This window comes from Nibrella viscosa (assembly GCF_039541875.1).
Taxonomy (GTDB): domain Bacteria; phylum Bacteroidota; class Bacteroidia; order Cytophagales; family Spirosomataceae; genus Nibrella; species Nibrella viscosa.
Genome location: NZ_BAABHB010000009.1, coordinates 141939 through 155899 on the forward strand (window position 1 = coordinate 141939; position 13961 = coordinate 155899).

Here is a 13961-nt window from a genome sequence, read left to right on the forward strand (position 1 = left end):
AATTAACTTACCCTACCTGCTTTTGTTGATTTTATAGATCGCCCAATTGCGGCCGCATCAGGATCTCCTCCACTACGGCCCGCTCCGACAGGTTGTAGGCCGTCCACAGGGTCTCGGCCACATCCTCCGGTTTCATGAATCGCTCTTCCGGCAGGTCAACGCCCTCCCAACTGGCGGTCAGGGTAGCACCGGGTAAAATAGCCGTTACTTTCACGTTATGCGGCTTCATCTCCTCCCGCAGCACCCGGCTCATGCCGAGCAGGGCATACTTGGAAATGCAGTACGATCCGCCGTTGGTGTAGGCTACAATGCTGGCTGTGGAGCACATCATAAAGATATGCCCTTTCCGGCGGGTTATCATCTCGCCGATTAAGCCACGGGTGAGGTGATAGGCGCTGTAGACGTTTACGGCCATAGTTTGCTCCAGTACACCCTCCTCTTCAGTATGGATCTGGCCCGGAAAAAAAAGACCGGTATTATTCACAAGCACATCCACCGGCCGGTTTAGACGCTGAGTAAACGCTACCAGCGTATTAATCCCCTCGCGGGTAGCCAGATCGGCCGCCACCGGGAAGCGGTTTGGCCCTTCGGCACCCTCCACGTGGCGGGCACAGATCACGGCATCAAAGCCTTCACTGACAAACCGTTCGACCACAGCCTTGCCGATTCCTTTGGTGCCGCCCGTCACCACAATGAGTGGATTCATAATAGGATTGTTTTTTGATAAGTCCGCAATTTACGGAACAAACCATTCTATCTTTACCGGTGTTTTGTCTGTTACGGTCGGCCCGACCACACCTATAAATGCTTTATGTCGCAAATCGGTAAGTATTTTATCTTTCTGGGTTCGCTTTTTCGAAACCGGGAAAAAGTAATCGTTTATCTCAGGCTTATTCTGGACGAGTGTATCTCCATCGGTGTCAACTCCGTTTTTATCGTTTCCATCGTGTCTACGTTTATCGGGGCAGTAACCTGCGTGCAAACGGCGTTTAACCTGGTAAGTCCGCTAATTCCCGTCTATATCATTGCCGTAATTGTGCGGGATAGTACCATTCTGGAACTGGCCCCAACCATTACCAGCGTTGTTTTATCGGGAAAAGTGGGGTCAAATATAGCCGGTCAACTGGGTACCATGCGCATTACAGAGCAGATTGATGCGCTGGAGGTGATGGGTATCAACTCGACCTCCTACCTGGTTTTGCCAAAGATTATTGCGGCCATGCTGATGTTTCCCCTGCTGGTTATTATGGCCGGTTTTCTGTCCATCCTGGGCGGGTATATTGCAGGAACTGTCACTGGCATTATTTCGCCCGATGACTATGTATATGGCCTTCGCTCTGATTTTAACACGTTTAGCGTCACCTTCGCCTTAATAAAATCAGTAGTATTTGCCTTCCTGATTTCCAGCATTTCAGCGTTCCAGGGCTATTTTACGTCGGGAGGGGCGCTGGAAGTGGGGCAGTCTTCAACCACCGCCGTAACAAAAAGTTGTATTTCCGTGCTGGTTGCCGATTATCTGCTGGCACAGTTATTACTATAGATTTGTTAGCAAGACGTTGGACATTAGACATCAGACGTTAGATTGTAGTAGGCTTTTCTAATGTCCAACGTCTAACCTCTGATGTCTAATACCAAGCGATACGTGTATGATTGAGATAAAGAATATTAGAAAGGCGTTTGGCGATCGGGAGATTCTGGCCGGCGTAAGCGGCACGTTCAAGCCCGGCGATACCAGTCTGATTATTGGCGGCAGCGGTACCGGTAAAAGCGTGCTGCTGAAGTGCATGATTGGCCTGATTAAACCCGACGAAGGCGAGGTCCTGTACGACGGCCGCAACTTTGTTAAAGCAGACAAAGAGCTGCAAACGGAAATCCGGCGGGAGATGGGGGTGTTGTTTCAGGGCTCGGCCTTGTTCGATTCAAAAACGGTGCTGGAGAATGTCCGATTCCCGCTCGATATGCTCACCGATATGTCGATGGCCGAGAAAATTGAGCGGGCCGAGTTCTGCCTGCAACGCGTTGGCCTGGGTGAAGCCGGCGACCGCATGCCGTCGGAAATTAGTGGGGGAATGAAAAAACGGGTGGGGATTGCCAGGGCGATTGTGATGAACCCCAAGTACCTGTTCTGCGATGAACCCAACTCCGGCCTTGACCCGCTGACGTCCATTAAAATTGACCAGCTTATCAGCGAAATTACCGACGAGTTCCAGATTACTACCGTGGTGATTACCCACGACATGAACTCGATGCTGGAGATTGGCGAGAAAATTATGTTCCTCTACCAGGGCCAAAAACTATGGGAAGGCGACAACTCCAAACTGACCCACTCGAACATTCCCGAACTAAACGAATTTATCTACGCCAATAAGCTGCTGCGGGAGACGGAGCATCAATAAAATCGCCCTGGGACAACTACACCTTTTGCCCCAGGCCCTTCTCGCCTTTCCGAAGTCGGGCTGTTAGCTTCGCCCAGACCGGTTGAAAGGTTTTGCGCTCCACCACCAGCATAGCCCCAATGTAGAGCAGCAACAACAGGAGGTGGTAGGGTATCGCTACCCAGATGTTATCAATTTTGATCTGCCAGGCCAGGTAAATCAGCAGCCCGGCACTGACAATATACCCCAGCGCCGACTTCACATCGTAGGGCACCGGATAGTGCTTCTCGCCCTGCACGTAGCAGATAATGGTCATGATGATGCTCGACGCCAGAAAGGCAACCGCACAGCCGATATAACCCATCACCGGTATCAGGGTCATATTCAGCACAACCGTTACGATAGCCCCAATAACGGTAATAAAGGTGCCATACGCCGTTTTATCACTAAGCTTGAACCAGAAGGCAATATTGTAATACACGCCTAAAAATAAGTTGCCAAGCAGCAGCAACGGCACCACATCCAGGCCCTGCCGGTAGGCCGGCGACAGGAACAGGCCCAGCACATCGAGGTTCAGGCTTACGCCAACCCAAATCAGTACGCATACAATCACAAACCATTTGGTGACGCGGGCCAGCAAATCGGGCGCGTTTTTGTCTTCGGCCTGGGAGAAGAAAAACGGGTCAGCGGCAAACTTGAACGACTGAATAGCCAGCGCCATAAAGACCGACAGTTTGTAGCAGTTTCCGTAAATACCCAGCACATCTTTGTTGGTCAGGTGCGGGTATAAGCCTTCCGGCAGCCAGTGACGCAGCGCCAAACGGTCGGTCACGTTGTTGACCAGACCCGCCAGACTCGTCAGCATCAGCGGAAAGGCATACAGCAGCAACACCCGAATCTGCGGCCAGTCGAGCCGGAAGCGGAAGCCGGCGAAGGCATCACGCAGCAGCACAAAATAGGTGGCGTTGGCCAGCAAATTAGCCAGGAAAATGTAGCCGGGGCCAATACTTGGGTAATAGATGAGGCTAACGGCCGGCCGGAGGAAGGTCAGGTATTTACCGGTGTAGATATCACGGCAGAAGAGCAGAAAGAAGACGTTTAGCCCAACTACGATAAAAATGTTAAGCAGCCGGGCTTTTACAAAGCGCTTTGTCTTGTTTTCAACCCGTAGCCGCGCAAACGGAATAGCCATGACCGCGTCAATCCCCACAATAAGCGCTACCCAACTCACAAACATCTCCTGACCGGGGTAGCCAAGCGCCTGCGTAATCTGCGGAGCCAGCAGGATAATGGCGGTGGTAGCGAGCACACTAATTGCCAGAACAATGCTCAGGGTATCATTAAAAACATTAATCCGGTCCTCCGGCTTTCGGGCCGCAAACCGAAAAAAGGCAGTTTCCAGGCCTAATGTATAAAGCACCAGCAAAACGGCAACGTAGCTGTAAAACTCCACATTGGAGGCAAGTTCGCCTGGCCGCCGGAACACGTATGTATGTAAGGGAACCAGCGCATAATTAAGCATCCGGCCCAGAATGGTGCTAACCCCATACAGCGCCGTATCGCCGGCTAATTTTTTGAAGACACTCATGTAAACAATATATAACTCCTCCCCTCCAACCTTATCGACTCTAAAAACATCCGGGAGGCCTGTAAAGTTAATGCCCTTTTCTGGTACAGCGGTTCCTATGCAGACAAAAAGCCGCTTTTAGCTATCTTTGTACGGCCCCTCGTCCCGATGGGCACCCCGGCTAAAAAGAATGACCAACATGAACGCCTAACGCCCATGGCTCAGGCGAACCCAGCAAAATGTCTCAGAAGATTTCCTCCGCGCTGATTTCTGTTTATTACAAAGACGGCCTCGAACCGCTTGTCCGGCTGCTGCACGAGCATGGCGTGACGCTATACTCCACCGGCGGCACCCAAACGTTTATTGAGCAACTCAACATTCCGGTGACGGCGGTTGAAGACCTAACCGGCTACCCGTCTATTTTCGGCGGTCGTGTCAAAACGCTGCACCCGGCCGTATTTGGCGGTATTCTGTACCGTCGTGAGCTGGACGAAGACGTAGCACAGGCGCGTCGGCACCAGATTCCGCCCATTGATATGGTGGTGGTCGACCTGTATCCGTTTGAAGAAACGGTAGCGTCGGGCGCGTCGGAGGAAGACATTATCGAAAAGATTGATATTGGTGGTATTTCGCTGATTCGGGCGGCCGCCAAGAACTTTAAGGATGTGCTGATTGTCTCGTCCCGGACGCAGTATGAAAATGTTGTAGACCTGCTCACCCACAAAAACGGCACAACCAGCCTGGAAGACCGGAAGGCGTTTGCCCAGCAGGCGTTCGCCGTGACGTCGCACTACGACACCGCCATCCAAAGCTATTTTGCTGGAGGAGGCACTCCGCAGGGCGGTGCGCAGGAGTTAGGCGTATCGTTCAACCACCTGCCGGCTAATCCGCTGCGTTACGGCGAAAATCCGCACCAGCAGGCTACGTTCTACGGGGATTTGGCTGCTATGTTCGATAAGCTGCACGGCAAAGAGCTTTCGTACAACAACCTGGTAGATGTAGATGCCTGTGTCAGCCTCATTGATGAGTTTTCGGAAGGCTTGCCCACGTTTGCCATCATCAAGCACACCAACGCCTGCGGGGTGGCCACGGCCGCCACCGCCAAAGAAGCCTACCTGAACGCCCTGGCCTGCGACCCGGTTTCGGCCTTCGGTGGGGTTATCATCACCAACACCACCGTTGACCGTGAAACGGCCGAGGAACTGAACAAGTTGTTTATGGAAATCCTGATTGCGCCGGATTATGCACCCGAAGCCCTGGATCTGCTGAAGTCGAAGAAAAACCGGATTCTGCTGAAGCGCAATCCGGTTGAGCTGCCCACCCGGATGTTCAAAACCATTCTGAACGGTGTGCTGGAGCAGGACAAAGACAACCAAACCGAAACCGCCGACCAGTTTACAACCGTCACCGAAAAAGCCCCCACGGATAGCGAACTCCAGGCGCTGGCATTTGCGCTGAAAGTGTGTAAGCATACTAAGTCAAATACCATCGTGCTTGCCAGGGAGAACCAGCTTCTGTCCAGTGGCGTTGGTCAGACGTCGCGGGTGGATGCGCTGAAGCAGGCAATCGAAAAAGCCAAATCGTTTGGCTTCAATTTAGCTGGTTCTGTGATGGCTTCCGATGCGTTCTTCCCCTTTCCGGATTGTGTGGAGATTGCGCATCAGGCCGGTATTACGGCTGTTGTGCAGCCCGGCGGCTCCATCCGCGACCAGGATTCTATCGACTATTGCAACCAGAACGGCCTGGCTATGGTAACAACGGGCGTTAGACATTTTAAACATTAAATTGGTCCAGGTCTGGAACCAGGTTCAGACAGTTTATGCGATTCCTAAACCTCCTATACAGTCTCTGGTGTGCCTTCTGGTTTGTGGGGCTGTTTCTGCTGCTGTTTCCGTTCTTCTACCTGTTTCTGCAGCGGGAAGAATGGAAACCGTATGCCCATTGGCTGAACCGGTTCTGGGGCAAGCTCTTCTTTCCAATCGTGGGTATTCCCTTTCGGGTGGAGTACCGCTACCAGCCGGACCCGAAGAAAGTGTACGTTTTCTGCGCAAACCATTTTTCGTACATGGATATTGCCTGTATGGGCGTTATTCTGAAGAACTATTACGCGTTCGTCGGGAAAAGCCAGATTAAAAAGGTGCCCTTGTTCGGGTATATGTTTGCCAAACTGCATATTCAGGTGGACCGGAATGTCAGTAACAGCCGGGCTTATTCGCTGGCTAAGGCATTGCGTACATTGGCCAGTGGCCGCAGTGTGGTTATTTTTCCGGAGGGTGGTATCGTAACGAATAATCCGCCAAAGATGCACTATCCGTTCAAGGATGGGGCGTTTACAATGGCTATTCAGCAGCAGGTGCCTATTGTGCCCATTAGTCTGCTGAACAACTATAAAATACTGCCCGACAAAAAGAAAATGCGGATGCACCGCATGACACTTCGCGCCATTGTCCACCCGCCTATTGAAACCAAAGGCCTGACGCAGGCCGACCTGGGATGGCTAAAAGAAGAGACATTCAGAGTTATTGATAGTGAGTTAAGTAAACAGCAGATACCCGAGCAGTTATGAAAGTAGACCACGACACCTTACAGAAAATTGCTCATCTGGCCCGGCTCGACGTTCGTCCCGAAGAAGAAGCCGCCCTGCTCGACAGCCTCAACGAAGTGCTGACCTGGATGGAGCAGCTTAATGAACTCGACACCACCGGCGTTGAGCCGCTGACGCACATTTCCGACGAGCAGAACGTTATGCGCGACGATGTCGTCGGCCGGCACCTCCCCCGCGAACAAGCCTTATCCAACGCGCCCCAGCAGGACGGCACGTTTTTTCAGGTGCCGAAAGTGTTGGAGTAGGTGCTCAAGTACATACGCTACAGCCGAAAAATTGACAGAGAATAATTTAACCAACTAAAGATTTAGTATTTGTTAAAATATTCATACATTAACCAGAAACTTAGCTGGTTAATGTATGAAAAGCTGTATCTGTCTCCTGATACTGTTAGTCCCCTGTCAACTATTGGCTCAAGCCAGGGTGATTCAGGTGCCCTTGCAAACGGTGGTAAATTACTTTTCTGGTAGCAGTATGGCTACGAGCATATCGTTTGACTTTTCCGGCTTCCGGGGCGTTCCTAACGACCTCACGGAGAAGGCTATTTGTTACGGAAATACCATTCCGGGTCAGACTAAATACGAGGAATACCTACAGCGGAAAATCACCAAAGAAGAGTGGCAGCAATTTAAAGTAAGTGCAGGCCACCGTATTGACACAACCTTACTGAGTCCTCAGCCAATCAAACACCGCATAAACACGTTGATTGGGAAAGACAAGCAGGGCCGGCGGGTCGTTATTGTAGACGCCAACAACAATCAGGATTTCAGCGATGACCAGGTTCTTTATTACTTCATGACATTGCCGTGCGTCGAACGCAACGAAAAAGGCCATTATACCAGAGCAGCAATCAAGGAGGTACTTCCCACCATGCCTACTGTAAAGGTTAACCTGGAAGCGTTTGATGGCAAAAAGGTAGTTCAGCGAACGGTTTGGATAAGGCCAAATCCGTATAATGACGGCACTACTTACGCCGATACAACCTTAAATCGCTACCACCTCGACATGATTGATTTAGCATACCACCGGGGAGTAGCTACTATCTTAGGCCGGCAGTTTACCTTTGAGGTCAGACCAACACCTACTCTAATTTATACTAAGTGGAGGAGCGACTTTATTATTTACCCTTCCGATGAGCCATTACGTAAGATGGGAGGCTGGTTCACTGTAGATGGCCATCGAATAGAGATTGCCGGCATCTCTGTCCAGGGCGATAAGCTAACGTTAATTGACAGAGGCTCTACTTATGACGAAATTACTTTAAAGAAGTCATTTGACCCACTTTCGATTCTACCCCAAATCGGAAATTCTAAATAGATGATAGGTCCAGCGTAAACGCATCGGCATCCAGATTGGCCGGGAACTTCTGCCGGAACGCCCGTAAGTCGTCCAGCGACAGGGTTTGCTGGTAGATGGCTTCTTCGTCGGTCTGCCGGTACATTACCTCGCCTTTATAATCGATAACCGCAGAATCGCCGGTGTACGGAATGTCTTTGCCGTCGTGGCCGACACGGTTTACGCCTGCTACATAGCTTAAATTTTCAATTGCCCTCGCCTGTAGCAGGATGTTCCAGGGGTTTCGGCGAGCAGCCGGCCAGTTGGCAACATACAGCAGCAGGTCGTACTCCAGATTGATGTTACGGCTCCAGACAGGAAAACGCAGGTCGTAACAGATGAGGGGGCAGATGCGCCAGCCCTTCCACTCCTTCACCAGCCGACGTGTGCCGGCGGTGTAGGTTTTATCCTCCTCCGCCATCCGGAACAGGTGCCGCTTGTCGTAGCAGTCAAACTGACCGTCGGGGTCCATCCAGACCAGCCGATTGTAGTAACGTCCCCCTTCCTGCACCACGTAGCTACCTGTCACCACCGCCCCGGTTTGGGCCGCCATTTGTTTCAGCCACTTAAACGTGGTCAGGTTCATGGGTTCGGCCACGGCTTTGGCGTTCATGGTGAAGCCGGTGGTAAACATCTCCGGCAGCACAATCAGGTCCGTCGGCTCCGGCAAGCCGAAGATTTTTTCTTCGAGCATCGCCCGGTTCGCCACCGGGTCTTCCCAGTGCAGGTTGGTTTGGATGAGGGTGAGGTGGAGCATATTACTTAGGGAACCGCATTCTATAATCTACCTTCACATTCCCCTTTGTAATATCGGCCAGTTTCTTTTTGAGGAGCTGACGCTTTAGGGGGGACAGGTAGTCGGTGAAGAGTTTGCCTTCAATATGATCGTATTCGTGCTGGATAATGCGGGCAGCCATGCCGTCGTATTCTTCCTCATGCTCATTCCAGTCGACATCAAAGTAGCGGATACGTACTTTTTCGGGACGATACACGTCGGCGCGGATACCGGGAATGCTCAGGCAACCCTCTTCAAAAGCCCATTCATCACCGTCCTCCTCAATAAGCTCGGGATTAACGAAAACTTTTTTGAAGCCCTGCAGGCTGGCGTCCTGCTCTTCTTCGGGTTCATCTTCGTTCAGGGGGGTACCATCTACTACAAACAGCCGGATGCTCTGGCCAATCTGCGGAGCGGCCAGCCCAATACCCGAGGAGGCATACATCGTCTCGAACATATCCTCGCTCAGTTTTTTCACATCCAGGTTTCCCTTCTCAATATCCTTAGCCCGCTTCCGCAGAACCGGGTCGCCATAGGCTACAATCGGCAGTATCATAATCAAAATCGGTTGGCAGACTACCGCCTGCTTTCCATAAAAGACTGTAAAATTATTGTTGCACTCACTTTGTCAATGTTACCCTTTTCGCGCCGATCTTTCTTACTGGTTCCTGAGGCAATCATAGCCTTCAGGGCCATCGAGGAGGTAAAGCGCTCGTCATGCAGGTGAACCGGCACGTCGGAAAAAGCCGCCTGTAACTTCTTTACAAATGCTTTCACCAGGGGGGTGTTGTTCGTATCGGTGTTATCGAGCCGTTTCGGCATACCAACAACAAAAGCGTCGACCGGCTCTGTTGCTGCGTATTTTTTCAAATAATCAAGCAACTGATGCGACGGTACCGTTTCCAGTGCCGAGGCAATAATCTGCAACGGGTCGGTCACGGCGATACCGGTCCGTTTAGCCCCGTAATCAATGGCAATGATACGTCCCAACAATTCACCTGTTTAGAATGGGTAACGACCTACTAAACCACAAAGATACAAAACCTTGATTGCCCCTCTAATAAATTCAGCAATCTGCACTTTCTACTTTACCGGCGCGTTCGTATTTTACTAGCCTTATTCCTGCCTGATTATGCCTTTAATGACCTTCTGCCCGCAATGTGGCAACAAGTTAGTTACCGGACAAGCCGGCGGCCGCGAACGCCTGGTCTGTTCTCAGGCCTGCGGTTATATTTACTGGAACAATCCGCTGCCGGTGGTGGGAGCCATTGTAGAATACGATAATGACAGCGTAGTCCTTATCCAGAATAAAGGCTGGCCGGCCGACTGGTTCGGACTGGTAACCGGCTTTCTGGAGCATGGCGAAGAGCCCGACGAAGCTATCCTGCGGGAGATTCAGGAAGAGATTGGCCTGGAAGCCGAGATTATTGAACGGCTGGGCATATACACCTTCCACCAGCGCAACGAACTCATTATCGCCTATCACGTGCGGGCCACCGGCGACATTCGCATGGATGAAGAAGAGCTACAGGCGTACAAAATTGTGCCGATACACAAGCTGAAACCCTGGCCGTTTGGCACCGGTGTAGCGGTAAAAGAGTGGCTGGCCCGGCGGCTGCTCAGGCCCGTTGAATAGCCGTTTAGCGAGCGGGGAGTTTTGTTTTCAGGTAACTGACAACGACGTCAAGCCCTTTTTCAAAGTGCCGGTTGTTGGGAATCACAATGTCCGATTCTCCTTTGTAAGGCTTGATAAACTGCTTGTACGTCGGAAGAACGTGATTTTCCCACTGGTACATGATGGTTTCAATGGTAATACCCCGGTGGGTCTGGTCGCGGAGAATGCGCCGTTCCAGTTTGGTCTTGTTTTTAGCGTCGATAAATATTTTGAGATCAAGCTGGTCGGCCACGTCTTTAAAGTGAAAGACAAACAAGCCTTCAACAATGATGATGGGCGTTGGCCGGTACGTCAGCATCTTCGGCACCACGTTCGGATTATTGAAGGTATATTCTAGTGTCTGGACCTCCTCGCCCTGGTGCAGCCGGTGCAGGTGCTCGGCAAAGCGGTGGTGATCTATGGTTTCGGGCAAATCGAAATTATGGATACCGTTCTGATCGCGGGGGATGTACTGCAGTTCGCGGTAGTAGTTATCCTGCGAAATCAGACAAATCTCGTCTTCGGAAAACGCATGCAGAAGCTGACTCAAAAAGGAAGTCTTGCCGGAGGCACTGCCGCCGGTAATACCGACGATAAACGGCTTGGTAGTCATATTGAGCGCAAATTTACGAAAACCAGCGTACCCACAGACTTCAACCTGTAAGAAACACAGAAGACAATACGCCAATGCCCTCCTGTGTCTCTAAACATTCTTCAATAAAATCAGATTTTAGTCGTTAAAAAGTAGAGCCTGCCGGGATTTGGTTATCTTGGCGGCACATGATGCGTTTCCCACGTTCAAGCAATATGAAAATCAGTACGTCCATCTCCCTGCTGGTGGCTTTGTGCGTAGTTGCCGGTCTGGTGAGTTGTAATTCGGCGATGCAGGCCTACAAAAAGGGTGTCCGCCATTTCGAAGCAGGTGAATACAATCCGGCCATTGAGAACTTCCGGAAAGCAGCCACCGCCGGAGATATCGACGCGGCCCGGCTCAACTACTATACCGCCGAATCGTACCGGCTCTCCAACCGCTTTACCGAAGCCGCGCCGTTTTACCAGAAGGCCATCGACGCCGGCTCTACCGAAGCCGACGCCCGTATGCACTACGCCTACGCCCTGAAAACCCAGGGACAGTATGCCGAAGCACTGCAACAGTTGGAGAAATACGTGCAGAGCAAGCCGACCAATAAAACCAACCTGGAAAAAGCCCGTCGTGAGGTTGAGACCCTGCGCGTAATCGATGCGCTGGCCCGAAACAAAACTAATTTTCAGGTCAGGAACATAGGTAATCTGAACTCGCCGGGTGCTGAGTTTGCGCCAGTAGTACGGGGTGAAGAGCTTATTTTTACAGCCTCTCGTAAAGACAAGATCTATAAGAACAACGGCCTGCCCATGCTGGGACTTTACAAGACCAAACTGGGGCAGACGCCCGACGAAACGGGTAATGCGCCCCAGCTCTTCAGCAACAATGTGTTTCTGGCAGAAGCGAACGAAGGTACCCCCGCTTTCTCGAAAGACGGCAAAACGATGGTGTTTGCCCGTGGCAACACCGGCAAGCGCAAAGGTGGAGCCGATGTAGACCTGTTCATCAGCCGCCAGGGCACCGACGGCAACTGGACCCAGCCGCAACTGCTGCCTATCAGCGACTCGCTGGCCTGGGATGGTTCACCGGCTTTCTCGGCGGATGGACGTACGCTGTACTTTGCCTCCAACCGGGCAGGTGGTGCCGGCGGCATCGACCTGTACCGGACCAATATGGACGCATCAGGCCGGTTCAGTCGCCCGGTCAATATGGGCCGCGACATCAATACTCCTGGTGATGAAATGTTCCCCTACGTAGCCGAAGACGGCAAACTGTACTTTGCCTCCGATGGACATCCGGGCTTAGGCAAGCTGGACATTTTTGTGGCCACGCGCTCGCAGGGCATAATCCGGGTAGAAAACCTGGGGCAACCCATCAACTCGCCGGCCGACGACTTTGGGCTGGTGTTTGCCGATAAGGAATCCGGCTACTTTGCCTCTAACCGGCAGGGCGGCAAAGGCGATGATGATATTTACTTCTTCGGCTCATCCGTCGCTCCTGAAACACCAACTATTGCCCAGAACGCACCCAAAACGGTTCGCTATTTCCTGGCCGGAACGGTACAGGCCAACGAAACACCAGCCACTCCGCTCGACTCTGCCAGGGTTCGGATACTGGATGAAGCCGCCGGTACGCCCATTGCCGAAGTAACAACCGGTCAGCAGGGCACCTTCGGCAAATACCCGCTGCAGGAAGGCAAAGATTATACAGTCCTGGTAGAGCGTAAGGGCTACCTCACCAGACGGGTACCGTTTACGATGCAGGGGCGCAGTATTCCGGAAGTATTCCTGACCAAACCGCAGACGGATACTACCTTCAATGTTGATGTGCTGCTGGATAGAGCAACGCTAAACCGGACGTTCGTGCTGGAGAATATCTATTACGACCTCGACAAGTATAATATCCGTCCGGATGCCGCCGAAGAGCTGGACAAGCTGGTAACTATTCTGAAAGATAACCCGACCCTGAAGATTGAGTTGAGCTCCCATACCGACGTGCGAGCTCCGGATGCGTATAACATGCGTCTGTCGCAGAACCGGGCCAAAGCTGCCGTTGACTACATCGTCTCCCGGGGTATCGATCCGGAACGGCTCGTAGCCAAAGGCTACGGCGAAACGCAGTTGGTGGTAAAAAATGCGCAGACCGAAGAAGAGCACCAGCGCAACCGCCGGACTGAATTCAAGATTCTGAGCTACTGAGAACGGGTCCGGCCGGCAAGGCACGGGAAAACACTATCGGAAACGGGTTTGTTGTTAACTAAAAGCGTTAATGACAAACCCGTTTTGTTATGAAAAACGATAAGCTCTGGCAATTTCTGGTGGTGTTAAGTATTATTTCGGTTCTGGTGGTAAACTATCTGTCTACCGCCGTTCCTTTTGGCGGACAAACCAACGCCACCGTTTCCGATAAATACCACACTTACTTTACCCCGGCGGGTTATGCATTTTCGATCTGGGGGCTTATTTATCTGGGCCTGCTGGCGTTTGCGGTTTACCAGGCCTTCCCTTCGCAACGTGAGAACTACCGTTTTCGCGAAATCCGGCCCTGGGTAGTGGCAAATGGCGTGCTCAATTGTATCTGGCTTCCCTTGTTCCAGAATGAACTGTTCAGCGCATCGGTGGCCGTGATCCTGGGCATGGTGTTTACGCTGATGCTGATTATGGAGGGACTACAGGTCAATAGAAAACCGGTTTCAGTGACCGAAACCGGGCTGTCGCGCATTCCGTTCTCCCTTTATTTTGGCTGGATTACAGTGGCCACCATCGCCAACGCAGCGGTGTGGCTGAAGGCAACCGGCTTTGGTGGGTATAACCTGGCCGAGCCCACCTGGTCGGTCATTATGATCATCATTGGGCTATTTGTGGGGGCTTTTGTATTCAACCGGTACCGTAGTGTCGCGTATATTCTGGTCTTTACCTGGGCGTATACAGCCATTGCGGTTGAGCAGTCCGATTATTATGTGCAGGTCGTTGCCGGGGCTGGGGCCATCGGTGCCGTATTGCTGGCTATTGCCGGGGTTATTTCGCGAAAAACGCCGGCTTATACGTAAATAAGTCTGAAATGATTA

General features: G+C 51.8%; 15 protein-coding genes. 9 read left to right on the forward strand and 6 right to left on the reverse strand.

What is annotated here, in order from left to right:
- Positions 1-31: 31 nt before the first annotated feature.
- Positions 32-706: an SDR family oxidoreductase gene (locus ABD931_RS20065; protein WP_345269701.1), complete on the reverse strand. Its 675-nt coding sequence runs from the start codon at positions 704-706 to the stop codon at positions 32-34.
- A gap of 105 nt (positions 707-811) precedes the next feature.
- Here ABD931_RS20065 and ABD931_RS20070 point away from each other — a divergent pair, with 105 nt between their 5' ends.
- Positions 812-1540, forward strand: coding sequence for an MlaE family ABC transporter permease (locus ABD931_RS20070; protein ID WP_345269702.1), 729 nt, complete (start codon positions 812-814; stop codon positions 1538-1540).
- A 106-nt stretch (positions 1541-1646) separates the two neighbouring features.
- Positions 1647-2396, forward strand: a complete 750-nt coding sequence (locus tag ABD931_RS20075; RefSeq protein ID WP_345269703.1) for an ABC transporter ATP-binding protein — start codon at positions 1647-1649, stop codon at positions 2394-2396.
- Between the two features lie 16 nt (positions 2397-2412).
- On the opposite strand, the gene ABD931_RS20080 is transcribed toward ABD931_RS20075, so the two are convergent.
- Positions 2413-3963, reverse strand: coding sequence for a lipopolysaccharide biosynthesis protein (locus ABD931_RS20080; protein WP_345269704.1), 1551 nt, complete (start codon positions 3961-3963; stop codon positions 2413-2415).
- 218 nt (positions 3964-4181) lie between these two features.
- On the opposite strand from ABD931_RS20080, the gene purH reads away from it, so the two are divergent.
- The 4 genes from purH (at position 4182) to ABD931_RS20100 (ending at position 7864) form a co-directional block, all read left to right on the forward strand.
- On the forward strand, positions 4182-5726 hold the full coding sequence (purH, locus tag ABD931_RS20085) for a bifunctional phosphoribosylaminoimidazolecarboxamide formyltransferase/IMP cyclohydrolase (protein WP_345269705.1): 1545 nt from the start codon (positions 4182-4184) through the stop codon (positions 5724-5726).
- A gap of 35 nt (positions 5727-5761) precedes the next feature.
- Positions 5762-6508: a lysophospholipid acyltransferase family protein gene (locus tag ABD931_RS20090; protein WP_345269706.1), complete on the forward strand. Its 747-nt coding sequence runs from the start codon at positions 5762-5764 to the stop codon at positions 6506-6508.
- Positions 6505-6792 (forward strand): Asp-tRNA(Asn)/Glu-tRNA(Gln) amidotransferase subunit GatC, encoded by a 288-nt coding sequence (gene gatC / locus ABD931_RS20095; RefSeq protein ID WP_345269707.1) that lies wholly within the window; start codon positions 6505-6507, stop codon positions 6790-6792. Before ABD931_RS20090 ends, gatC begins: the two co-directional genes overlap by 4 nt.
- A gap of 229 nt (positions 6793-7021) precedes the next feature.
- Positions 7022-7864 carry a hypothetical protein gene (locus ABD931_RS20100; protein ID WP_345269708.1) on the forward strand — a complete coding sequence of 281 codons (843 nt, stop codon included), beginning with the start codon at positions 7022-7024 and terminating at the stop codon, positions 7862-7864.
- Here ABD931_RS20100 and ABD931_RS20105 read toward each other — a convergent pair.
- From ABD931_RS20105 to ruvX, 3 genes are read right to left on the reverse strand one after another with little or no spacing between them, the layout of a single operon-like run.
- Complete coding sequence (locus ABD931_RS20105; protein WP_345269709.1) at positions 7857-8639, reverse strand: amidohydrolase; 783 nt, start codon at positions 8637-8639, stop codon at positions 7857-7859. The two genes, ABD931_RS20100 and ABD931_RS20105, sit on opposite strands and share 8 nt — an antisense overlap.
- A 1-nt stretch (position 8640) precedes the next feature.
- On the reverse strand, positions 8641-9213 hold the full coding sequence (gene def / locus ABD931_RS20110; RefSeq protein ID WP_345269711.1) for a peptide deformylase: 573 nt from the start codon (positions 9211-9213) through the stop codon (positions 8641-8643).
- Between the two features lie 20 nt (positions 9214-9233).
- Positions 9234-9647, reverse strand: coding sequence for a Holliday junction resolvase RuvX (ruvX, locus tag ABD931_RS20115; protein ID WP_345269712.1), 414 nt, complete (start codon positions 9645-9647; stop codon positions 9234-9236).
- A gap of 142 nt (positions 9648-9789) precedes the next feature.
- Here ruvX and ABD931_RS20120 point away from each other — a divergent pair, with 142 nt between their 5' ends.
- Positions 9790-10293 (forward strand): NUDIX domain-containing protein, encoded by a 504-nt coding sequence (locus ABD931_RS20120; RefSeq protein WP_345269713.1) that lies wholly within the window; start codon positions 9790-9792, stop codon positions 10291-10293.
- Between the two features lie 4 nt (positions 10294-10297).
- Here ABD931_RS20120 and udk read toward each other — a convergent pair whose 3' ends face one another.
- Positions 10298-10924 (reverse strand): uridine kinase, encoded by a 627-nt coding sequence (gene udk / locus ABD931_RS20125; RefSeq protein ID WP_345269715.1) that lies wholly within the window; start codon positions 10922-10924, stop codon positions 10298-10300.
- A gap of 194 nt (positions 10925-11118) precedes the next feature.
- Here udk and ABD931_RS20130 point away from each other — a divergent pair, with 194 nt between their 5' ends.
- Both ABD931_RS20130 and ABD931_RS20135 read left to right on the forward strand, forming a co-directional pair.
- Positions 11119-13092, forward strand: a complete 1974-nt coding sequence (locus tag ABD931_RS20130; RefSeq protein WP_345269716.1) for a CHU_0125 family OmpA-like outer membrane integrity protein — start codon at positions 11119-11121, stop codon at positions 13090-13092.
- An 89-nt stretch (positions 13093-13181) separates the two neighbouring features.
- Positions 13182-13943: a TspO/MBR family protein gene (locus ABD931_RS20135; protein ID WP_345269717.1), complete on the forward strand. Its 762-nt coding sequence runs from the start codon at positions 13182-13184 to the stop codon at positions 13941-13943.
- Positions 13944-13961 lie beyond the last annotated feature (18 nt).

Excerpts from the sequence above, each read along its gene's own strand:
- ABD931_RS20065 (WP_345269701.1), bottom strand. The coding sequence starts at position 706 with ATGAATCCACTCATTGTGGTGACGGGCGGCACCAAAGGAATCGGCAAG.
- ABD931_RS20070 (WP_345269702.1), top strand. The coding sequence starts at position 812 with ATGTCGCAAATCGGTAAGTATTTTATCTTTCTGGGTTCGCTTTTTCGA.
- ABD931_RS20075 (WP_345269703.1), top strand. The coding sequence starts at position 1,647 with ATGATTGAGATAAAGAATATTAGAAAGGCGTTTGGCGATCGGGAGATT.
- ABD931_RS20080 (WP_345269704.1), bottom strand. The coding sequence starts at position 3,963 with ATGAGTGTCTTCAAAAAATTAGCCGGCGATACGGCGCTGTATGGGGTT.
- purH (WP_345269705.1), top strand. The coding sequence starts at position 4,182 with ATGTCTCAGAAGATTTCCTCCGCGCTGATTTCTGTTTATTACAAAGAC.
- ABD931_RS20090 (WP_345269706.1), top strand. The coding sequence starts at position 5,762 with ATGCGATTCCTAAACCTCCTATACAGTCTCTGGTGTGCCTTCTGGTTT.
- gatC (WP_345269707.1), top strand. The coding sequence starts at position 6,505 with ATGAAAGTAGACCACGACACCTTACAGAAAATTGCTCATCTGGCCCGG.
- ABD931_RS20100 (WP_345269708.1), top strand. The coding sequence starts at position 7,022 with ATGGCTACGAGCATATCGTTTGACTTTTCCGGCTTCCGGGGCGTTCCT.
- ABD931_RS20105 (WP_345269709.1), bottom strand. The coding sequence starts at position 8,639 with ATGCTCCACCTCACCCTCATCCAAACCAACCTGCACTGGGAAGACCCG.
- def (WP_345269711.1), bottom strand. The coding sequence starts at position 9,213 with ATGATACTGCCGATTGTAGCCTATGGCGACCCGGTTCTGCGGAAGCGG.
- ABD931_RS20120 (WP_345269713.1), top strand. The coding sequence starts at position 9,790 with ATGCCTTTAATGACCTTCTGCCCGCAATGTGGCAACAAGTTAGTTACC.
- udk (WP_345269715.1), bottom strand. The coding sequence starts at position 10,924 with ATGACTACCAAGCCGTTTATCGTCGGTATTACCGGCGGCAGTGCCTCC.
- ABD931_RS20130 (WP_345269716.1), top strand. The coding sequence starts at position 11,119 with ATGAAAATCAGTACGTCCATCTCCCTGCTGGTGGCTTTGTGCGTAGTT.
- ABD931_RS20135 (WP_345269717.1), top strand. The coding sequence starts at position 13,182 with ATGAAAAACGATAAGCTCTGGCAATTTCTGGTGGTGTTAAGTATTATT.